Raw genomic sequence first — 19,406 nt, 5'->3', positions numbered from 1 at the left:
CGCACACCCCCAACAAACAACAAATCCCCAGGTGACACACCAAAAAGGTGCGCCACATAGGGACGTCGCCAAGCAATGTTCCTTAGTAGAGCTCCTCCTCTTGAGTGCGCTCAATGGTGGCGCCCAAGGCCTGCAGGTTCTCTACAAAGTTGGGATAGCCGCGGTCGATGTGAAAGACATCGTGCACGGTGGTCGTCTCATCCGCACACAAAGCGGAGAGGACCAATCCGGCACCTGCGCGGATATCGGAGCTCCAGACATGCGTCGAGGACAGGCGCTCTTGACCGCGGATAACTACGTGGTGTCCATCCACCTGGGCATCAGCGCCAAGGCGGAGCATCTCATCGACGAACCGGAAACGCGACTCAAAGACATTTTCCGTGATGATGGATGTACCTTCCGCGACCGCGGAGAGCCCGATGGCAATCGGCTGAAGATCCGTGGGGAAGCCGGGGTACGGCAGCGTTTGGTAGTCCACAGCAGTTGGACGCCGGTCCATGCGCACGCGGAAACCATTGACATAGTCCTCGATATCCGCACCGGCGGACTTAAGCTTCTCCAACGGCAGGTGCAGGTGCTTGGGAGCAATACCGCCCACCGTGATATCCCCGCGAGTCATTACGGCAGCATATGCCCACGTACCCGCAACAATACGGTCACCGATAACCTCGTGCTCCGTCGGTTGCAGCTTGTCCACTCCCCGAATGGTGATGGTGGATGTCCCCTCCCCGGAGATGTCGGCGCCCATTTCCTTGAGCATCGTGCACAGGTCCACAATTTCCGGTTCGCGGGCCGCATTGTGGAGTTGAGTTTCGCCATCCGCAAGGACTGCAGCAGTGAGAATATTTTCGGTGGCGCCTACCGAGGGAAAATCGAGCTTGATGTTCGCGCCATGGAGTTGATCCGCCTCCGCCACAACGGCGCCGTGTTCGATGCGCGTGCTAGCGCCCATCTTCTCTAGCCCAGATTGGTGCATGTCCAATGGGCGGGAACCAATGGCGTCGCCACCTGGCAAAGCTACCTTTGCGTGACCACAACGCGCCGTCAGCGGCCCCAATACACACACCGACGCGCGGAATTGGCGCACCGCATCGAAGTCTGCATTGGAATGCAACGTGGCCGGCGTGGTGATCTGCACGGTGTGGCCATCGATTTCCACTGAACAGCCAAGGCCTTCAAGGACCTTTCGCATCAGTGGAACATCAAGGATTTTAGGACAGTTGGTCAGCGTGGTGGTGCCCTCCGCCAACAGTGCCGCAGCCATCAGCTTCAGCACACTGTTCTTGGCACCGTCCACCTTGACGGTGCCCTGCAGGCGCGCCCCACCGGAGACAATAAATTGGTCTTTCACGCCCACCCAACTTACCTACGATCAGGGCAACGCGCCTATACGACGGGCCGCATTAACCGCCTCATAGCGAGTATGTGCACCCAGTTTGCGCATGACAGAGCGCAAATAGGACTTCACCGTTTCGGCGCCAATACCCATTTCCTCGGCCGCCTCGACATTGGTATGCCCCAACGCCACGCAGGAAAGAACATCCAACTCGCGAGCAGAAAGCTTGGTGGACTGCTTAACGCGCACCGGGGAGACCATCTGGTCGCAAAGAGCCTCTAGTTCCTTACGGAGGTCTTCATCGTTGACTCGGTTAGCCAACATGCGGAGCTTGGAGTGCGTTGAGCGCACCTGCTCCCACTCAGCCCCGTTCATCACGTGACCGCGAGCAGCGCCGCCCTTGCCTCCGTCGGCACGACGCAACGCGGAATTAACGGCCAGATCCTGCTCGAGGCACCGAGCGGTCATGGTGACTTCCTCGATTACCTTGTCGCCCAAGCGCACCGGCGAATGGACGCCAACATAGAGGACACCGCGGATTTCACGCTGAACGGTGACCGGCACCGCCACGATCGAATGCAGCCCCTCATCCTGGATATGGCGATCATTCTCATGGCTAATTGTGGTGGCACGAGTGTAGTCGGACACACCAACCGCGCGGCGAGTGCTGACAACGCGCCCGCCGACGCCCACGTTCGCGTCAATCACCAAATTCTGCAAGGCCGGGGTCCGCAGCCCTACCCACTGGGTAATCTGCAGGCGATTGTCCGGCAGCAAGGTCCCGTACATCGTGACGGGGATTCCCGTTGCGGTCTTTAGTGACGAGAGCGCTGCGCGTACGGCTTCGTCGTCATCCTTGAGTCGGTGCGGCTCCATGAGACTCTCTCTTACTCGGGGGTAACCAGCAGGTGCACCCACATTTCCCGCCTGAAACGGGGGTAGGCGAACACTATTTGCGAAGTATAACCGGCCGACGGGGGTAATTCTAAATCACGCCTCGCCCTCATGAGACGCCTCAAATCCCACATGCCATGCCCGAATGATCTGTTCAGAATCTATATACCACTTAGTCTATTGCCACGGTGTAGAGTGTCTGCTGTACATCAGAACTTATTTTCAAGGAGTCCACATCGTGGCTGTATACAACAATATTCTCGACACCATCGGCGGTACCCCGCTTGTCCGCCTCAACCGCCTGACCGAAGGCCTCGGCGCCGAGGTACTGGTGAAGGTTGAGTCTTTCAACCCCGCTAATTCCGTCAAGGATCGCATTGCCAAGGCGATCGTCGACACCGCCGTAGAATCCGGCGAGCTAAAGCCAGGCGGCACCATCGTTGAGGCCACCTCCGGCAACACCGGCATCGGCTTGGCACTCGTCGGTGCCGCCCAGGGTTACAAGGTCATCCTCACCATGCCGGAGACCATGTCCAACGAGCGCAAGGTACTGCTGCGCGCCTATGGCGCTGAAATCGTCCTCACCCCGGGCGCTGCCGGCATGAAGGGTGCTGTCGAGAAGGCCAACGAAATTATCGCTGAGACCCCCAACGCCATCCTGGCCTCCCAGTTCGCCAACGAGGCAAACCCGAAGATTCACGAGGCAACCACGGGCCGCGAGATCTGGGACGACACTGAGGGCAAGGTTGACGCTTTCGTCGCTGGCGTCGGCACCGGCGGCACCGTCACCGGTGTGGGCCGCTACCTGCGTTCCCAGAACCCCGACACCTATCTGGTCGCCGTTGAGCCCGCTGACTCCCCCGTCCTCTCCGAGGGACACGCTGGCCCCCACAAGATCCAGGGCATCGGCGCCAACTTTGTCCCAGAGGTTCTGGACCGCGAGATCCTCAACGAGGTGCTCACCGCAACCACCGAGGAATCCGTTTCCACTGCCCGCAAGCTGGCCACCGAAGAAGGACTGCTCGTCGGCATTTCCTCCGGTGCCAACGTCTCTGCGGCACTCAAGCTGGCTGCGCGCGATGAGTTCAAGGGCAAGACCATCGTCGTCGTCGCCCCGGACTTCGGTGAGCGCTATGTCTCCACCATCCTCTTCGAGGACATTCGCGAGGCCTAAGGAAAACGCTAACGTGGCTTTCCACGGGACGTCGCCAAGCACGGCGCCGTGGTGAGCCCTCCGAATAAAAGCGCCCTCTGTGCTAGGGGGCGCTTTTTCTTTCTAGATAGGATGGTTCGCATGCACATCTTGAAGATGATTCGTGAAGACCTCGCCAACGCGCGCGAGCATGATCCGGCCGCGCGCGGCGACGTCGAAAATGCCGTGGTCTACTCCGGCCTTCACGCCATTTGGGCGCACCGAATCGCCCACCGCATGTGGAAACGTGGATGGCGTGGGCCAGCCCGTATTTTGGCGCAGCTTAACCGCTTCTTCACCGGAATCGAGATTCACCCCGGCGCTACCATTGGCCGGCGCTTCTTCATTGACCACGGCATGGGGATCGTCATCGGTGAAACCGCCGAAATTGGCGATGGCGTCATGCTTTACCACGGCGTCACGCTCGGTGGTCAGGTGCTGACACAGACTAAGCGCCACCCAACAATTGAGGACAACGTCACCATTGGCGCGGGCGCTAAAGTGCTCGGCCCGATTACCGTCGGCCACGGCTCCGCTGTGGGTGCCAACGCCGTGGTGACAAAGGACGTGCCACCGGAGCACATTGCCATCGGTATCCCGGCCACCAACCGCCCGCGCAAGAAGGATGAGCGCATCAAGCTGGTGGACCCGGACTACTACATCTAATAGACCGTGCCCTTAAAGGCTGCCTTCACGGGCAGTCAGCCGCTGGTAATCGGGATTCTTCTCAATGAAGCGCGCCACGGCGCTGCACGTTGGAATGACTTGGCGGCCGGCCGTTGAGTCATCATCCAGTGCCGCTTTAATTAGCGGCTTGGACAGTCCTTGGCCCTGAAATGACTCGAAGATTTCCGTGTGCGTGAATTCGCGTGTGGTAGCGGAATCACTGTATTCGGCGAAGCCTGCTTCTTCCCCATCAACGGTGATGACGAAACGGGATTGATCGGTTTGGTGCGCAACTGAAGTAGTCATGCCGCCCATTAAACCAAAAAGAGCAACAAAAAAGCCCCTTCCAATGGAAGGGGCTGTCTTGTGGCCAGAGCCAGGATCGAACTGGCGACCCCACACTTTTCAGGCGTGTGCTCTACCGACTGAGCTATCTGGCCAGAAGCCACGAGGACTTCGGCGACCCTGACGGGACTTGAACCCGCGACCTCCGCCGTGACAGGGCGGCGCGCTAACCAACTGCGCCACAGGGCCATTTTCAATTATCTGTTGTGCGCTGGGCACGAATAAGTACTCTACACAAAGCTAGATAAGCACACCAAATCAGCATGTCATTCACCGTTTTCACGGTGATGCAGCCCCTCAATACACACTGTCACCACAGCGCCTAGACCTATACAGATCTATGCGCCATTTGCGACGTTGCAGGAGCCTCCACACACCACCATAAAACGACACAAGCCCCGAGGCATATGTTCTATAAACAATGCTCCGAGGCTGAAATATGGCGACCCTGACGGGACTTGAACCCGCGACCTCCGCCGTGACAGGGCGGCGCGCTAACCAACTGCGCCACAGGGCCATAAGTATTTTCTTGTGCACCAACACAAAAGTGTTGGTACCCCCAACGGGATTCGAACCCGTGCCGCCGCCGTGAAAGGGCGGTGTCCTAGGCCGCTAGACGATGGGGGCCCGTTGCCTTGAGGCAACTTTGTAAAAATATACTGGAGACATCCTCACTTAACCAAATCGTCCTGGCAGAAAGGCAGAAAACCATGGCTGACCAGCGGGATACCTGTTCCTGTCACGAGCCGGGTGTGCACGGCTACAACTCCAATGATGAGCAGAAAGCAAAGTACTTGGCTCGCCTCAAGCGCATCGAAGGCCAAACCCGAGGCATCCACCGCATGATCGCGGAGGACCAATACTGCATCGACATCATCACGCAGATCTCAGCGGTTACTTCAGCGCTCGAGAACGTTTCCCTAGCACTCTTGGAGGACCACATAGAACACTGTGTGGCGGGAGCAGCCGCCGAAGACGGGCAAGTAGCCACAGCGAAGCTCGAGGAGGCCATGCGGGCCATCAGGAAGCTCGTTAAGAGCTAGCCCTGAACCCAGCCCTGCGCTTGGGCCCCAAAACAAAAAAGAGCCGCCCGAAGGCGGCTCTTTTTGTGGGCCCTGTGGGGATCGAACCCACGACCTGCGGATTAAAAGTCCGTAGCTCTACCAACTGAGCTAAAGGCCCAACGCTCACCTATCCTAGCCGGTGGCACCAAAGAAAAGGAAATGGCCCTCACCTTCAGTGGTAAGGGCCACAACCTTGCGGGTCTAAGACTTAGCCGCGCATGTCACCCTTCTCCATGAAGTTCACCTGGAAATCGAAGGCGGTCTTCAGATCGTGCGGGGTGTGCTGGAACTTGTTAGCCTTGGCGCGCTCGAAGTACTCCTCCAGCATCGGGCGGTAGTCCGGGTGAGCCACGGCGATGACCTTCTCCACGCGCTCCTTCGGGGCCAAACCGCGCAGGTCCGCAACGCCATACTCGGTGATGATGACCATGGTGTCGTGCTCGGTGTGGTCGGTGTGAGAAACGAAAGGCACGATGGCGGAGATAGCGCCGCCCTTGGCCACCGACGGGGAGACGAAGGTGGAGATGTAGGCGTTACGGGTGAAGTCACCCGAGCCGCCAGTACCGTTCATGATGCGGGAGCCGGAGACGTTGGTGGAGTTGATGTTGCCGTAGATATCGCCCTCAATCATGCCGTTGGAAGAAATCAGGCCCACGCGGCGAATAACCTCCGGGTGGTTGGATACCTGCTGCGGGCGCAGGATGATGTGCTTGGCGTAGCGATCAGCCTCAGCGTTCATCTTGTCCGCGTACTCCGGGGACAGGGCGAAGGAGGTTGCGGAGGCGACGGTCATCTTGCCAGCGTCGATAAGATCCAGCATGCCGTCCTGGATAACCTCGGTATAGGCCTGAATGTTTTCGAACTTGGAGTCCAACAGGCCTGCCATCACGGCGTTCGGGACGTTGCCCACACCGGACTGCATGATGAACTTGTCATACTCTAGGCGGCCGGCAGCAACCTCGCCCTCGAGGAACTCGATGAAGTTTGCAGCAATCTTCTCAGAAACCTCATCCGGGGCCTTGAACGGAGCGTTGCGGTCCGGGGCATTGGTCTTGACCACAGCCACGACCTTCTCCTCCGGAATCTCGATGTAGGTGGTACCGACGCGGTCAGCCGGCTTGGTAATCGGGATTGGCTGGCGGTTCGGCAGCTTCTCGATCTTGTAGATATCGTGCATGCCCTCGAGGTTGAGGGACTGCCACTCGTTGATCTCAATGATGATCTTGTCGGCGGCATCGATGTATTCGAGGTTGTTGCCCACGGCGGAGGACGGAACGATATTTCCGTTCTCATCAATACGAACGGCCTCAATAATGGCTACCTGGAAGTCACCGTAGAAGCCCTCTTCCACCTGCTGGCCAGAGTGCGAGAGGTGGATGTCCTGGTACAGGGCGGAGCCGTCGTTGAAGCGGCCGCGCAAAACCGGGTCAGAGTTATACGGAGAGCGGAAGCGGATGGCGTCTGCCTCAGCCAACACACCATCACAGTCCGGAGCGGTAGAGGCACCGGAGAAAACATCGATCTTGAACTCCTCGCCCGCCTCATGAGCTGCCTTCGCCTTCTCCGCGATGGCAGTCGGCAACGCCTTAGGGTAGCCAGCGCCGGTAAAGCCGGAGATTCCCACACGGTCACCGTGGTTGACGAACTTTGCGGCCTCGTCAGCGCTCATCACGAGCTTCTCAAACGGTGCGTATGCAATTCTCTCAGACATTAGTCCTCCTTTTATGTGCAGAAACGACCTACGTTACGGTCCTTTCCTGTTAGTTACATGCACCACACTAGCGAATCGGTGGAGGATTTACCGCACTCTGCCCCAAACTGTGTGCACCCCTCACTTTCCTCGTGAGAATTTGCCACCCCAGGCTCTTTCCGCGCACAATTGGCGGCGTGACTCTTGCTATCGGAAAAATCCAGCTCAACTCCCCCGTTGTCCTCGCCCCCATGGCGGGCGTGACCAACGTGGCCTTTCGCGTGCTGTGTCGCGAGCAAGAGATAGCGAAGACCGGCACCGTCTCCGGCCTTTATGTCTGCGAAATGGTTACCGCCCGCGCCTTGGTAGAGCGAAATCCCAAGACGCTGCACATGACCACTTTCGATCCACAGGAGAATCCGCGCTCGCTGCAGCTGTACACCGTCGATCCGGAGTACACCTACAAGGCGGCGAAGATGATCGTGGATGAGAATCTGGCTGACCACATCGATATGAACTTTGGCTGCCCGGTTCCCAAGGTCACGCGCCGCGGCGGAGGCTCCGCACTCCCCTATAAGCGCCGCCTCTTTGGCAACATCGTCGCCGCAGCGGTCAAGGCCACAGAGGGCACCGATATCCCGGTCACCGTAAAAATGCGCGTGGGCATCGACGAGGATCACCACACGCACCTCGACGCCGGCCGCATTGCGGTGGAAGAAGGGGCGTCGGCAGTCGCGCTCCACGGCCGTACCGCCGCGCAACGCTACTCGGGCCATGCGGACTGGAATGAAATTGCGCGCCTTAAGGAGCACTTGGCCCATACCGGTATCCCTGTCTTGGGTAACGGCGATATCTTCAAGGCCACGGATGCCCGCGCCATGATGGAACAAACGGGCTGCGACGGCGTCGTCGTGGGACGAGGTTGTCTGGGTCGTCCTTGGCTCTTCGCGGAGCTCTCCGCCCACCTTCGTGGCGAGCCGGTGCCGGCCGAGCCCACGTTGGGTGAGGTCACGCAGATTATGATTCGCCACGCAGAACTGCTGGCGCAGCACGAGGGCGAGGACCAGGCCAGCCGCGATATCCGCAAGCACATCGGCTGGTACCTACGCGGTTTTCCCGTGGGAGGTCAGGTCCGTGCTGGCCTGTCCCGCGTGAACTCCCTCGACGCTCTCCGGGAGCTGCTCGAGCCGTGGGCTGATTCGCCTGCGCTTGCCGACGACGCCGATGGCGCCCGCGGACGCCAGGGATCCCCCGCCAAAGTGGTCCTTCCCGAGGGGTGGCTCGACGATCCGGAGGATGCAACCGTGCCGGAAGGCGCGGAGATTATGCATTCCGGCGGCTAGCCACGAAAATTCCCTTTTGTGTCGCTCGACAGGCACTAGACCAATTGTTCAGCTAAAGTACGTGACATGCGCGCTGCCTACCGTGAACAGTTGGACAACTTTGCCCATGACCTCATCATCATGAGCACTGCGGTTCATAAGCTGATGACTCTTGCCTCTCAGGCATTAATCGAATCCTCCCTGCAACCAGCCGAAGAGGCCTTGTCGTTGCGCGATGAGTTGGATGAAGTCCGCTCGCGCTGCGAAGACCGTGCGGTGTCCCTTCTGGCCTTGGAAAACCCGATGGCCAAGGATCTGCGCCAGGTCATAGCTTCCATCTATATTGTGGAAGACTTTTACCGCATGGGCCGCTTGTCTCAGCACATTGCCACCAGCGCCCGCCGCCGCCACCCTGAATCAGTTGTTCCGTCAGACATTATGGGCTATTTCGAGGAATACACACGTCTCGTTCTCGACATGTCCTCAGGCCTCAAAGACATCCTCATCACCCGCGATCCGGAGCTGGCGCTCCGTTTGACCGAGGACGACGACGCCGTCGATGACATCAACCAACACCTGCTTCGTATGTTGACGCAGCGGGAGTGGAAAGGAACGGTGCGCCAGGCCGTGGAAACCTCGCAGCTTTCGCGCTACTACGAGCGTTTCGCCGATCATTGCGCAGCAGCTGCCGGCCGCATCATTTACCTGGCAACGGGCTTGGACCCCGACCGCTACATGCGCAAGCGCGATCAGGAGCAACGAGAGGCTGAGCTGGAGGCCCGCATGGCGGAGCTGGAGCGCCAGTTTCACCGCTAGCCCCCCTACTGCTCGCCACACCTAGCGCACAGTGCATGCACAAAGCCGGCACCTCTTCTAGACCTTTAGAAGAGGTGCCGGCTTTCGGCGCTGTCAGTGTTTAGCCGAAGCGCATGTTTAGCCGAAGCGGCCAGAGATGTAATCCTCGGTATCCTTCTTGGATGGGTTTTCGAAGATCTTCGTGGTGTCATCGAACTCCACCAGGTGGCCAGGCCGGCCGGTAGCTTCCAGGGAGAAGAAGCCGGTCTTGTCCGACACGCGGGCTGCCTGCTGCATGTTGTGAGTAACAATAACGATAGTGAAGTTTTCCTTCAGCTCATGGATCAGGTCCTCCACGGCCAAGGTGGAAATCGGGTCGAGCGCCGAGCAGGGCTCGTCCATCAGCAGGACTTCCGGCTCCACGGCAATCGCGCGAGCAATGCACAGACGCTGCTGCTGACCGCCGGACAGGCCGCCGCCCGGCTTGTCCAGGCGGTCCTTAACCTCATCCCAAAGGTTGGCGCCGCGCAGGGACTTCTCGGCGACCTCCTTCAACTTCTTCTTGTTCTTTTCGCCGGACAGCTTCAGGCCGGCAACAACGTTATCCTCAATGGACATCGTCGGGAACGGGTTGGCCTTCTGGAAGACCATGCCGATAGTGTTGCGAACGGACACCGGATCGACCTTGGGCCCGTAGATGTTCTGGCCGTCCAGGAGAATCTCACCCTTGACATAAGCACCAGGAATGACCTCGTGCATGCGGTTCAGGGTGCGCAGGACTGTGGACTTACCACAGCCGGAAGGGCCGATGAAGGCAGTCACGGCCTTCGCCGGGATCTGCATGTTGACGTTCTGTACGGCGTGGAAGTCACCGTAGTAGATGTTCACGTCGTTGAGCTCAAGCTTGGACATGAGTAGTGCTCCTATGGGGTAGGTAGAAAGTGAATACGGTTACTTCTTGACGGAGAACTTCGCCGAAACGATGCGCGCGCCAATGTTGAGAATCGCGATGAGGAGAACCAACGTAAGGGCGGCACCCCACAGCTTGTCCAGGACGGCCGGATCAGCGCCGGACTTGTACATATCCAGCATCATCAACGGCAACGAGGACTGCGCACCCTTGAGTGCGTCCCAGTTGATGGAGGAGGTGGAGCCCACCAACACCAGCACCGGCGCGGACTCACCCATGATGCGGGCCACGGCCAGCATGATGCCGGTGACAATGCCGGACAGTGCGGTCGGCAGAACGATGCGCGCGATGGTCTTCCACTTCGGCACACCGAGAGCATAGGAAGCCTCACGCAGATCCATCGGGACCACGCGGAGCATCTCTTCGGTATTGCGGACCACAATCGGAATCATCAGGAGCACAAGCGATAGCGCCACCGCCATACCGGAACGCTTGAAGCCGAACAGAGTAATCCACATGGCGAAGATGAACAGGGCCGCAACAATGGAAGGCACACCGGAGAGGATGTCCACCATGAAAGTAGTAAGACGGCTCAGCGTTCCACCGCGGGAGTACTCCACCAGGTAAATCGCGGTGAAAATGCCGATCGGAACGGAAATGACGGTCGCGATGACGGTCTGCACAAAGGTACCGATAATAGCGTGGAGCGCACCGCCGCCGGCCTCGGTATCAAGGATTCCGCGTTGGGAGTGGGTCCACCATTCGGGGCTCAGGATAGCGCCCGAACCGCGAGAAATGAGCTCGAAGAGAACCCACAGCAGCGGAATCATGGCGATGATCATCGTTGCCCACACGAGAACGGTGGCAACAGTATTGGTGGTCTTTCGGCTCGAGGAGATATCCAGGAAGGTCGGGCCGGAAGATGCCGGGACAGAGTTGGAAGTTGTAGTCGTAGTCATCTCTGAGCCCTCCTTACTTGCTCTTCACGATGGAACGGGCAATAGCGTTGACCAAGAAGGTCAGAAGGAACAGCATGAGGCCAGCGGCGATATACGCACCGGCACGCATCTCATTACCGAACTCAGCAGCCGCCAGGGCAATGGCCGTTGCGAAGGTGGTACCGCCGTCGAACAGCGAGAAGCGGAAGTCCACCAGCGGGGAGACAACCATGTAGAGAGCCATGGTCTCACCCAGCGCGCGGCCCAGACCCAGCATGGAGCCGGCTATGTAGCCGGACATGCCGAAGGGGAGAACCGTCATGCGGATGACTTCCCACCGGGTGGCGCCGAGGGCCAAGGCGGACTCGATTTGACCGGGAGGGGTCTGCACAAAGACTTCGCGGGCGGTGGCAGCGATGATCGGCAGGATCATCACCGCCAGAACAATGCCACCGGTGAGGACGTTGCGGCCCGTCGCAAAGTTCGGGGAGTTGTCGTAGACCTTGAAGAGGAAGAAGCCACCAGCCCAGGAGTGCAGCCAGGTGTAGAAGCCGGACAGCGCAGGGCCGAGCACCTGCCAGCCCCACAGGCCGTACACGATGGATGGCACGGCGGCGAGCATGTCTACCAAGAATCCCAACGGCTTGACCAGCTTGGCCGGCGCGTAGTTGGACAGGAAGATGGCAATACCGAGCGCGACCGGCATCGCAATGATGAGAGCCACGATGGAAATCAAGACGGTGTGGCCGAACATGGTCGGGATACCGAACTTCATAGCATCGGTGTCGTTGGTCTCCCAACGGTCACCGTAGGTGAAGAAGCCCAGAATGCCACCCTCATTGACGGACAGAGAAGGAACCGCACGCCAGATCAGGAAGGCCGCGATGGCAGCGATCATCACCGTGATCAGCGTTGCGGACGCAGTGGACAAGAATTCAAAAATGCGATCACCAGGGCGCTTCACACCGGACTTGACGGCGGGCGTAGAGGTGGCGTCCGCCTCGGACGCATGCGCGCTAGGGCGGGTCGCTGAAACGGCATCCTCCTTCACGGACGACGCTGTGGTGAGATTGTTGTCTGCCATGAGACTAGGGAATCCTTTTCAACGGAAACAATGAAAATACGGGACATGCTGCCGCCCCCAAAGCGCTCGTGAAGGGCGGGTTGGGGGCGGAAGTGTGTGTTCAAACGGACGCTACGGGGGTTCAAAGAAACCCGCGTAGTAACGCGCTCTTACTGGATAGCCTCGACGGCTGCCTTCAGGCGCTCCAGGTGGTCACCGGAAACCGGGATGAAGCCTGCCTTCTCCAGCTCCTCGGACTGATTGTCCAGGACGGTGTTAAAGAAGGCCTTCACCAGAGCGGAGGTCTCCTCGTCGTAGCCAGCGGAGCAGACGATGTTGTAGGTGGTCAGGATGAGCGGGTAAGCGCCCTCATCCTTGGAAGCAAAGAGCTTGTCGGAGTCAACGACCATGTCGTGCTCGGAGTTGGTCTCCTTGAAAGCGAGGTGGTCGAGAGCGACACCGACGGACTCAGAGCTGAGCTCAACCGGGCCGTTGCCGAAGTCAATCTTGGCAATCTTGACGCCATCGGCTTCCTTCTGATGAGCGTAGCCAGCCTCAACGTAGGTGATAGCACCCTCGATGGAGGCAACCTGGTCAGCCACACCGGAGGAACCGTTAGCACCCTCACCAACAGAATCCGGGAACTGCTTGCCTTCGCTGTCCCAGTTGCCGGTAGCGGACTTCAGGAACTTCTGGAAGTTATCGGAGGTACCGGACTCGTCAGAGCGGAAGATGACGGTGATGTTCTTGTCCGGAAGGTCGGTGCCCTCGTTCTCAGCCTTGATGGCGTCATCGTTCCACTTGGTGATCTCGCCCTTGAAGATCTTGGCGAGGGTTTCGGTGGAGAGGTTGACCTCGGTGTCACCCAGGTTGTAGGCGATGGCGACGGGGCCAATGGTCGTCGGCAGGTGCCATGCGTCGTTGCCACCGCAACGCTCCTTGGCGGCCTCAACCTCGCCCTTATCTTCCTTCAGAGCGGAGTCAGAACCGGCGAAGTCAACGGTGCCGCCGTTGAAAGCCTTCACACCAGCGCCGGAGCCGGAAGAAGTGTAGGAGAAGTTAGCATCCGGGTATGCCTCCAGGAATGCCTTCTCAAAGACGGACATAGCGGACTTTTGGGAGGATGCGCCCTCACCAGAGAGGTCGCCGGAAACCTCTGCCCCATCGGAACCGCCTTCAGCGGAGCCAGATTCGTTGGACTCAGAGCAGGCAACGAGAGCAGTGGAGGTGGCGGCGACGATGCCGAAGATAGCGGCGGTGCGCTTGAAGTTGCGGATCACGGGAAACCTTTCCGGTGCGGATACAAGAGAATGATTGTCCGAGCAAATCGCCCTCTACTCTTCTTTGAGCGATCTTCTTGAGACGAGCGCGATTAACTCACGTGTTGTAAAGCTATACAGGGCGGGTTAACCCCACAGGGATCAAGAGATGAACAATCGGTGAACTTGTACCAAAAGCCGGTGAGGCTAGTCACTTTTCGCCCAGACGCAGTGTTCCTCAGCGATGCCAAAGCCCAAACGCTCGTAGGCCTTTACCGCCGGAGCGTTATCAGCCTCGACATACAAGATGACCTTGTCCGCACCTTTAGCCGCCATGCGCTGCAGCCCAGCGCTCAGCAGCGGTCCACCGAGCCCGCGCCCGCGATAGTCCTCACCCAATCCCACAACATAGACCTCACCGAAGGCTGGGGTAGCCTCGTCGTGCCACTTCAGCCAGTGGAAGCCAGCCATTACCGGGTGGCTGTGGGAGTCATTCGGAGAATCCCACAGGAAAAGCACGTCGGCCGGATCGAACCACTCTGCCTCCATCCCGCGGTGCAGGCGCTCCAGATCCCAGCCTCCTTGCTCCGGATGCCAGGAGAAGGCTTCGTTATTGGTGCGTACCCATTCCGCCTCGACGTGCTCGCGCCCGAAGCGCTCCACTGACTCGGCGTAGGTCTGAATCTCTAGGCCATCAACCGTTGCCGGCGCTTCCTCGGCCGCGCGCAAGTCCTTCCCCTCAATCGCCATGACAAGCAGGCGCCTGACGACGTCCATCTCGTTGCGCTTCGCCAGCGCTTGCGCAGCGGGAAGATTGCCATGGGCCCAGATTTGGGGGGAGGTTGGGAGGGCGTCGACAAGCGCCTGCCCTACCCCTCGCCCACGGTGTTCCACGCCAACAAAGAGCTCTACAGTCTGCCCATCGAGGGCAGCCACGCCAGCTACCGCACCATCTTCAATTGCGAGAAGATGATGGTGCCCAAGGCGTTCATCCCTGAGCCCTAAAAGAAACTGCTCGGAGAGGGGCGCAAAGCCGTCGTGAGCTTCAGCAGCAGTGGCCAGCTCCTCCACGCGCTGGGCCACATCTGGGTTCAGTGGCAGAGTCTTGGTCTCAATATTCATGCTTCCCACCCTACGTGCGGTAGTAATAGAGGGGTGACTGTCATCTACCTCAACCGCACTGCCGTACGCCTTGCCGCCGTTGCGGGTGTGGCCCTGACAGCATGGCTGGCGGATTCAGCGGTGGCGATGCACGCAGAACACACCGTGGCCCAGAAAGCCAAAGCCAGCTCCCAATTGGAAAACACCCCGAATGTCTACATCGGCGGCGTCCCCTTCTCCCTTGCCGCGCTAACCAAAGAGATTCCATACCTGGAGGTCAACTCCTCCGACGTGGAAGTTCCGAAACTCGGCATGGTCAATGCCTCCACAACACTGCGCGACATCACAATTAACCCCGAACAACTCTTCAGCGGCGAACTGGAAGGCTCACCGGTATCCACCTATACGCGCAGCATCAGCCTCGACGGAGTGGCCTTGGGCCGCATGCTGGGTATTACTGACCTCTCCATTGCCAACCCCGATAATATGTCCCCCACCGGCGGGCCCTCCGCCGAGGCTGAGCTCACTGGCACGCTGCCGGGGGATACCACCAAGTCCACCGCGACGGTGACGCTGCGCCTCGTCGGCCCAGAGTTTCGCATGAGTGTCTACGGGACTGATGACGAACGCTTGAAAAAGGCCTTCGGCCTGGTCTTGGACACGCGCCAACTCCCGTTGCCTTCTCAAGCCACCTCCGTGAAACTACACGGCGGCTCCATCACCTTCGAGGTACAGCGACGCAATATCACGCTAAAAACAGCACAACTCTCCCCGCTGGAGATCGATGGTTCGGAGGAGAAGGCCGTCGAGGATGCCGCGCAAAAAGCGCAAGACACCGCCAACGAAGTGGGCAGCGCGCCGACGACGCCGCCGAGCTGGCGCCAAAACAGGCAGAACTAAGCCGATGCAAAACTAAGCCGACGGTGCACCAGCGGTACCCGCACCGCAGACTTGTTACTACCGCCGGCTACTTAATACGGATGAGATCTCGCAGGACTCGGCGGAAGCTGCGGTGAATGGGCGGGGCTGGGTCGATGGGAGCAAAGACTTCCAGCGCGTCTGCTTCCGACTCCAAGTGCACCTCCGTAAAGGTGCCTTCCGACTCCCCGTCCGCTTGGAAGCGGTGCGGCTTGGGGCAGACCAGGTCCACCTCAACGGCATCCTCAAAATGCAGCGTGCGGGCATCCGTGACCTTATTCAACCAGTGACGGTGATCCACGCCGAACAGGTGGAGAACGCCCACGAGGCCATCAATCCCGCCGAGGTCCGACACACCAAAAAGGCCAAGCCCCTGATCGAAGGAATTGCGCGGATTGGTCACCACCGGCAGCGGCCCCAGGAAGGTCCACGGGTTGGTGTTGGAGGTGAACATGACGGGAACGTCATCGGCCGCGAAGGTTTCGCCCGAGCTCGAGCGCGCACGCACATTAATGCGCGGTGGGCGGATGCGGGCGCGCTGATAGGCCTGAAAGGCCACCGCCAGGTAGCGCAGCGGGGTGGCTGAAAAGCCCATCTCCCGTGCACGGTCCACGCGAGCCAGCACGTCTGCATCCAGCCCGAAACCAGCATTGACCGCAAACCACCGGTCATTCCACATACCCAACGACACGGTGCGGCGGGTGTTTCGCTCCAGCATCCGGGCCAGCACGTGCGCCGCCTCGACGGGGGTATTGGGGAAACCAAGGGCGCGGACGAAGACGTTTGCTGAACCAGTAGGGATCACCGCTAGCGCCGGGATCTCCTGAGGGCTAGGGCGCTGGGCGAAATTCGCCGGGCCGAGCAACCCGTTGACGATCTCATTGACCGTGCCATCGCCGCCGAAGACCAGGATGACGTCAAAGTCCTCCCGGGTCATACCGCGCACCATGTCTTCTGCGTGGCCCGGGTAGTGCGTGAAGCGAGCAAGCAGCTGCAACCCATCCACCTCCCGAATGACGGGCAAAACCTCTCGGAAGAGAGCCGCATTCTGGCTCGTAGAATTAGGGTTTGAAATCAGCAAAGCGCGCATGGCTCCCTAGACTACTGGAGCCTAGTGGTTTCCGCGGCGCTGCCACGACTACGCTGGGGCAGCATGAGCGAACAGACAAATAGCGAGAAAAACACGGAAAACACCCACCCGGAGAACACCAAGGTAGACGGCAACGCGGCCGTCAACCAGGCAGCGGAGGCATGGAAGGATGCAGCCTCCCGCAACATTCCCACCGTTGATGTAGCAGATAATCCCCTGCCGGATGAGACGGCGAACTTGCGCCAGGGTCCGTCGCTGCACGATGGTCTGCTCGGGCTTCTCCCCCTCGTCGGTGTATGGCAAGGGGAAGGCCAAGCCCACAGCACCGACGGTGAACAGTACGCCTTTGGCCAGCAGCTCATCATCGCCCACGACGGTGAGAATTACCTGACCTATACGTCCCGCACCTGGAAGATTGATTCCGAGGGCAACCCGGTTGGCCCCGATGTCCGCGAGTCCGGGTTCTGGCGCATCTCACTCAAGGACGAGATTGAGATGACCTATACCTCGTCCAACGGCATCAACGAAATCTTCTATGGTTCGCTGTTTAACGAGCGCGCCTGGCAGCTCGAGTCCGCGTCCACGATGGTCACCGAAACCGGCCCCGCCAACCTCGGCCCCGGCAAGCGCATGTATGGCCTCATGCCGAACAACAACCTCGGCTGGGTGGATGAGCGGCTTGTCGACGGCGAAATGCGCCCTTACATGTCCGCCGAGCTCACCCGTGTGGCTGGCTAACTAGCAATGCGGCGAAGTTAGCGTGCCAGGGCGGCGTCGATCAGCGCGCGTATCTTCTCCGCGTTCGCCGGCGCCTTGAGCTTCTTTTCATTCAGGCGCGTCACACGCACCGCAGTGCGCACCGAGGAGACGAGCCACACTGAGTCAGCCTCCTCGAGGTAGCGCAGATTCAGCTCCTTCGCCTTGCAGCGATATCCCTGTTCAGAGGCATACTCAAAAAGCGCAGCTTGCGTGGTGCCAGGCAGTATTCCCTTGCCCGCCGGGGTGCGCAGCTTTGTACCCTTGACCGCCACCACGGTGGAGGTGGCCCCTTCCAAGACCAGCCCCGTATCGGGATCGGTAAAAATCACATCATCAAATCCACGCTCGCGGGCCAGGCGCAGCGTGGCCATCGTGGCCGCATAATTCAGCGTCTTCGCCGGCAACTCTTCCGCCACCTGCCACAGACGCGGCGTGCTCATCACCTTGACGCCGGTATCACGCTGCGCCACAACGTCATCCGGAATCTCCTGAACCACCACCCATGCCGTGGGCACCCCAGTCGAGGCCCGCCCGCGGGTATAGGTCCACGTGCACTTGGCCTCTCGCGCTAAACCGTCCTCGCCTTCCCCGGCGGCGGGACCACAATAGTCCGCGATGGCCAGCTCGGTGGCTTCTTTCCACTTGTGGATGGGTGGCTCCGGAAGATCGAGAGCACGCGCGGAATGCCGGAAGCGCTCCGCGTGGCGATGAAAATTGGCCGCCTTGCCGTCACGCACGAGGAGGGACTCGAAGATACCATCACCGCGTGTGACCGCAGCATCGTCCCAATAGACCAACGGTAGGTTCGGCATATGACGCCGCACCGACCCTCCAAACGGTTCCACGACGTAGATGACCGGCTCTTTCCTACGCTGAAGGCTCATAGACCCGATTATGCCCTACCATCGGAGGGCGTGAGTTATACTTCGCCACTTCTTTCCCGGCCCGGGGCCGCTGAGTTCCAGGGCACCACGCTTGTCGACGTCTCCGGTATCCCCTGGCATTACGGCAACCCCCTCGTGGAGCAGCGCGCGGTGGAGACAGGTTCCGCCATCATCGACCGTTCCCAACGCCGGGTCATTGCCGTTTCCGGGCCCGATGCCCGGGCTTTCCTGCACAACCTCCTGAGCCAGAAGCTCGATGACGTGGACGCCGGATTCTCTGCCGGCGCCCTTGATCTAGACATGCAGGGCCACGTCCTACACCACATCGACCTGTCCTTCGACGGAGAAACCTTCTACCTCGATGTGCCACCGGCCCAGTTCGAATCTTTGCGAGACTTCCTCACCGCCATGATTTTCTGGTCCCAGGTCACCGTGGAGGAAGCGGACGCGGCGATCATCACCGTGCTGGGCAAGCCGCTACAGAAGCCTTCCAACGCCGTGATGGAGCGCTGCGTGCACTGGCCGGGCTGCCCGCGCCAGGATTTCCTCGTGCCGCGGGGTGAGCTGGAGACAGCAGTCGCAGAGTTGGAAAAGCAAGGCGGAAGTTTAGCGGGGCTCATGGCCTATACCGCCGAACGAGTGCGCGCACGCGAACCAGAATTGGCCGCTGACCTCGATGCGAAAACCATCGCCCACGAGGTTCCCCAGTGGATCCGACGCAGCGATGATAACCCCGCGTTCGTCCACTTGGAGAAGGGCTGCTATCGCGGGCAGGAGACGGTCGCGCGCGTAGAGAACCTCGGGCGCTCTCCACGCCTGTTGATCATGCTGTACCTCGACGGCTCCGCTCCGGAGCTCCCCGTAAGCGGGGCGGATATTTCGCTGGGGGGACGGCGCGTCGGCAAGCTCGGCACCGTGGTAGAGGATTGCGATTATGGCCCCATCGCGCTTGGTCTAGTGAAACGCAGCGCCCTCAACCACGGGGATCTGAGCATTGGTCCAGTGGCGGCATCGGTCGAGCCGGACTCCATTCCCGCCGACGAGGGCCCCAAGGCCGGGCGCGCCGCTGTGGACCGGCTGCGCGGAAAATAGTGGCGAAATGCACACTGCCCGTTGGCCGCGGGCTAGCGCACTTTTCCACGCACCACTGGGGGTAGTTCGGAATTTTTTCTTCACACAG

General features: G+C 59.9%; 19 protein-coding genes and 5 tRNA genes. 8 read left to right on the top strand and 16 right to left on the bottom strand.

What is annotated here, in order from left to right; translation table 11 throughout:
• Nucleotides 1–82 precede the first annotated feature (82 nt).
• Both murA and ramA read right to left on the bottom strand, forming a co-directional pair.
• A complete protein-coding gene (gene murA, locus HMPREF2822_RS07270) occupies nucleotides 83–1,351 on the bottom strand; it encodes a UDP-N-acetylglucosamine 1-carboxyvinyltransferase (protein ID WP_070523021.1) in 1,269 nt (422 codons plus the stop codon).
• 21 nt (nucleotides 1,352–1,372) lie between these two features.
• Entirely contained in the window at nucleotides 1,373–2,212 is an 840-nt protein-coding gene (gene ramA, locus HMPREF2822_RS07265; protein ID WP_070522991.1) for an acetate metabolism transcriptional regulator RamA, read from the bottom strand.
• A 256-nt stretch (nucleotides 2,213–2,468) separates the two neighbouring features.
• Here ramA and cysK point away from each other — a divergent pair, with 256 nt between their 5' ends.
• Both cysK and epsC read left to right on the top strand, forming a co-directional pair.
• Nucleotides 2,469–3,404 (top strand): cysteine synthase A, encoded by a 936-nt coding sequence (cysK, locus tag HMPREF2822_RS07260; RefSeq protein ID WP_070522988.1) that lies wholly within the window; start codon nucleotides 2,469–2,471, stop codon nucleotides 3,402–3,404.
• A 120-nt stretch (nucleotides 3,405–3,524) separates the two neighbouring features.
• Nucleotides 3,525–4,088 (top strand): serine O-acetyltransferase EpsC, encoded by a 564-nt coding sequence (gene epsC / locus HMPREF2822_RS07255; RefSeq protein ID WP_070522984.1) that lies wholly within the window; start codon nucleotides 3,525–3,527, stop codon nucleotides 4,086–4,088.
• Between the two features lie 12 nt (nucleotides 4,089–4,100).
• On the opposite strand, the gene HMPREF2822_RS07250 is transcribed toward epsC, so the two are convergent.
• The 5 genes from HMPREF2822_RS07250 to HMPREF2822_RS07230 form a co-directional block, all read right to left on the bottom strand.
• Nucleotides 4,101–4,403: a GNAT family N-acetyltransferase gene (locus HMPREF2822_RS07250; RefSeq protein WP_070522980.1), complete on the bottom strand. Its 303-nt coding sequence runs from the start codon at nucleotides 4,401–4,403 to the stop codon at nucleotides 4,101–4,103.
• Between the two features lie 52 nt (nucleotides 4,404–4,455).
• Nucleotides 4,456–4,528: transfer RNA gene (locus HMPREF2822_RS07245), tRNA-Phe, on the bottom strand.
• 20 nt (nucleotides 4,529–4,548) lie between these two features.
• A tRNA-Asp gene (locus HMPREF2822_RS07240) sits at nucleotides 4,549–4,622 on the bottom strand.
• Nucleotides 4,623–4,873: 251 nt separating this feature from the next.
• A tRNA-Asp gene (locus HMPREF2822_RS07235) sits at nucleotides 4,874–4,950 on the bottom strand.
• Nucleotides 4,951–4,984: 34 nt separating this feature from the next.
• Nucleotides 4,985–5,060 (bottom strand) — tRNA-Glu (locus HMPREF2822_RS07230).
• A gap of 83 nt (nucleotides 5,061–5,143) precedes the next feature.
• Between HMPREF2822_RS07230 and HMPREF2822_RS07225 the strand changes: the two genes are divergently transcribed.
• The gene (locus HMPREF2822_RS07225) at nucleotides 5,144–5,476 is read left to right on the top strand and encodes a metal-sensitive transcriptional regulator (RefSeq protein WP_070522977.1); all 333 of its coding nucleotides are present in this window, start codon (nucleotides 5,144–5,146) and stop codon (nucleotides 5,474–5,476) included.
• A gap of 66 nt (nucleotides 5,477–5,542) precedes the next feature.
• On the opposite strand, the gene HMPREF2822_RS07220 is transcribed toward HMPREF2822_RS07225, so the two are convergent.
• Nucleotides 5,543–5,615 (bottom strand) — tRNA-Lys (locus HMPREF2822_RS07220).
• A 90-nt stretch (nucleotides 5,616–5,705) separates the two neighbouring features.
• Nucleotides 5,706–7,208, bottom strand: coding sequence for an acetyl-CoA hydrolase/transferase family protein (locus HMPREF2822_RS07215; RefSeq protein WP_070522973.1), 1,503 nt, complete (start codon nucleotides 7,206–7,208; stop codon nucleotides 5,706–5,708).
• Nucleotides 7,209–7,384: 176 nt separating this feature from the next.
• Between HMPREF2822_RS07215 and dusB the strand changes: the two genes are divergently transcribed.
• On the top strand, nucleotides 7,385–8,530 hold the full coding sequence (dusB, locus tag HMPREF2822_RS07210) for a tRNA dihydrouridine synthase DusB (protein ID WP_070522970.1): 1,146 nt from the start codon (nucleotides 7,385–7,387) through the stop codon (nucleotides 8,528–8,530).
• 66 nt (nucleotides 8,531–8,596) lie between these two features.
• Nucleotides 8,597–9,325 carry a phosphate signaling complex protein PhoU gene (phoU, locus tag HMPREF2822_RS07205; protein ID WP_070522967.1) on the top strand — a complete coding sequence of 243 codons (729 nt, stop codon included), beginning with the start codon at nucleotides 8,597–8,599 and terminating at the stop codon, nucleotides 9,323–9,325.
• A gap of 117 nt (nucleotides 9,326–9,442) precedes the next feature.
• Here the strand turns inward: phoU and pstB are convergent, their stop codons facing one another.
• From pstB to mshD, 5 genes are all read right to left on the bottom strand, one after another.
• A complete protein-coding gene (gene pstB, locus HMPREF2822_RS07200) occupies nucleotides 9,443–10,216 on the bottom strand; it encodes a phosphate ABC transporter ATP-binding protein PstB (protein ID WP_070522964.1) in 774 nt (257 codons plus the stop codon).
• A 39-nt stretch (nucleotides 10,217–10,255) separates the two neighbouring features.
• Nucleotides 10,256–11,173, bottom strand: a complete 918-nt coding sequence (gene pstA / locus HMPREF2822_RS07195) for a phosphate ABC transporter permease PstA (RefSeq protein WP_070522961.1) — start codon at nucleotides 11,171–11,173, stop codon at nucleotides 10,256–10,258.
• A 13-nt stretch (nucleotides 11,174–11,186) separates the two neighbouring features.
• A complete protein-coding gene (gene pstC, locus HMPREF2822_RS07190; protein WP_070522957.1) occupies nucleotides 11,187–12,236 on the bottom strand; it encodes a phosphate ABC transporter permease subunit PstC in 1,050 nt (349 codons plus the stop codon).
• Between the two features lie 149 nt (nucleotides 12,237–12,385).
• The gene (gene pstS / locus HMPREF2822_RS07185) at nucleotides 12,386–13,495 is read right to left on the bottom strand and encodes a phosphate ABC transporter substrate-binding protein PstS (protein ID WP_070522954.1); all 1,110 of its coding nucleotides are present in this window, start codon (nucleotides 13,493–13,495) and stop codon (nucleotides 12,386–12,388) included.
• A gap of 186 nt (nucleotides 13,496–13,681) precedes the next feature.
• Complete coding sequence (mshD, locus tag HMPREF2822_RS07180; protein WP_070522950.1) at nucleotides 13,682–14,596, bottom strand: mycothiol synthase; 915 nt, start codon at nucleotides 14,594–14,596, stop codon at nucleotides 13,682–13,684.
• 33 nt (nucleotides 14,597–14,629) lie between these two features.
• Between mshD and HMPREF2822_RS07175 the strand changes: the two genes are divergently transcribed.
• Entirely contained in the window at nucleotides 14,630–15,475 is an 846-nt protein-coding gene (locus HMPREF2822_RS07175; protein WP_070522947.1) for an LmeA family phospholipid-binding protein, read from the top strand.
• 67 nt (nucleotides 15,476–15,542) lie between these two features.
• Here the strand turns inward: HMPREF2822_RS07175 and HMPREF2822_RS07170 are convergent, their stop codons facing one another.
• Nucleotides 15,543–16,583: a diacylglycerol/lipid kinase family protein gene (locus HMPREF2822_RS07170; protein WP_070522944.1), complete on the bottom strand. Its 1,041-nt coding sequence runs from the start codon at nucleotides 16,581–16,583 to the stop codon at nucleotides 15,543–15,545.
• Nucleotides 16,584–16,646: 63 nt separating this feature from the next.
• Here HMPREF2822_RS07170 and HMPREF2822_RS07165 point away from each other — a divergent pair, with 63 nt between their 5' ends.
• A complete protein-coding gene (locus HMPREF2822_RS07165; RefSeq protein ID WP_070522940.1) occupies nucleotides 16,647–17,321 on the top strand; it encodes a heme-binding beta-barrel domain-containing protein in 675 nt (224 codons plus the stop codon).
• A gap of 17 nt (nucleotides 17,322–17,338) precedes the next feature.
• Here HMPREF2822_RS07165 and HMPREF2822_RS07160 read toward each other — a convergent pair whose 3' ends face one another.
• Nucleotides 17,339–18,226, bottom strand: a complete 888-nt coding sequence (locus HMPREF2822_RS07160) for an aminodeoxychorismate lyase (protein WP_070522936.1) — start codon at nucleotides 18,224–18,226, stop codon at nucleotides 17,339–17,341.
• A 30-nt stretch (nucleotides 18,227–18,256) separates the two neighbouring features.
• Between HMPREF2822_RS07160 and HMPREF2822_RS07155 the strand changes: the two genes are divergently transcribed.
• Complete coding sequence (locus tag HMPREF2822_RS07155; protein WP_070522935.1) at nucleotides 18,257–19,318, top strand: CAF17-like 4Fe-4S cluster assembly/insertion protein YgfZ; 1,062 nt, start codon at nucleotides 18,257–18,259, stop codon at nucleotides 19,316–19,318.
• The last annotated feature ends 88 nt before the right edge of the window (nucleotides 19,319–19,406 follow it).

Source organism: Corynebacterium sp. HMSC062E11 (genome assembly GCF_001811845.1).
Classification (GTDB): domain Bacteria; phylum Actinomycetota; class Actinomycetes; order Mycobacteriales; family Mycobacteriaceae; genus Corynebacterium; species Corynebacterium hesseae.
Note: the sequence above shows the minus strand (reverse complement) of the source record. Positions and strands in the feature narration are given on the sequence as shown.

Excerpts from the sequence above, each read along its gene's own strand:
- HMPREF2822_RS07170 (WP_070522944.1), bottom strand. The coding sequence starts at position 16,583 with ATGCGCGCTTTGCTGATTTCAAACCCTAATTCTACGAGCCAGAATGCG.
- HMPREF2822_RS07250 (WP_070522980.1), bottom strand. The coding sequence starts at position 4,403 with ATGGGCGGCATGACTACTTCAGTTGCGCACCAAACCGATCAATCCCGT.
- HMPREF2822_RS07225 (WP_070522977.1), top strand. The coding sequence starts at position 5,144 with ATGGCTGACCAGCGGGATACCTGTTCCTGTCACGAGCCGGGTGTGCAC.
- HMPREF2822_RS07160 (WP_070522936.1), bottom strand. The coding sequence starts at position 18,226 with ATGAGCCTTCAGCGTAGGAAAGAGCCGGTCATCTACGTCGTGGAACCG.
- HMPREF2822_RS07215 (WP_070522973.1), bottom strand. The coding sequence starts at position 7,208 with ATGTCTGAGAGAATTGCATACGCACCGTTTGAGAAGCTCGTGATGAGC.
- phoU (WP_070522967.1), top strand. The coding sequence starts at position 8,597 with ATGCGCGCTGCCTACCGTGAACAGTTGGACAACTTTGCCCATGACCTC.
- ramA (WP_070522991.1), bottom strand. The coding sequence starts at position 2,212 with ATGGAGCCGCACCGACTCAAGGATGACGACGAAGCCGTACGCGCAGCG.
- pstA (WP_070522961.1), bottom strand. The coding sequence starts at position 11,173 with ATGACTACGACTACAACTTCCAACTCTGTCCCGGCATCTTCCGGCCCG.
- pstB (WP_070522964.1), bottom strand. The coding sequence starts at position 10,216 with ATGTCCAAGCTTGAGCTCAACGACGTGAACATCTACTACGGTGACTTC.
- mshD (WP_070522950.1), bottom strand. The coding sequence starts at position 14,596 with ATGAATATTGAGACCAAGACTCTGCCACTGAACCCAGATGTGGCCCAG.
- pstC (WP_070522957.1), bottom strand. The coding sequence starts at position 12,236 with ATGGCAGACAACAATCTCACCACAGCGTCGTCCGTGAAGGAGGATGCC.
- HMPREF2822_RS07165 (WP_070522940.1), top strand. The coding sequence starts at position 16,647 with ATGAGCGAACAGACAAATAGCGAGAAAAACACGGAAAACACCCACCCG.
- epsC (WP_070522984.1), top strand. The coding sequence starts at position 3,525 with ATGCACATCTTGAAGATGATTCGTGAAGACCTCGCCAACGCGCGCGAG.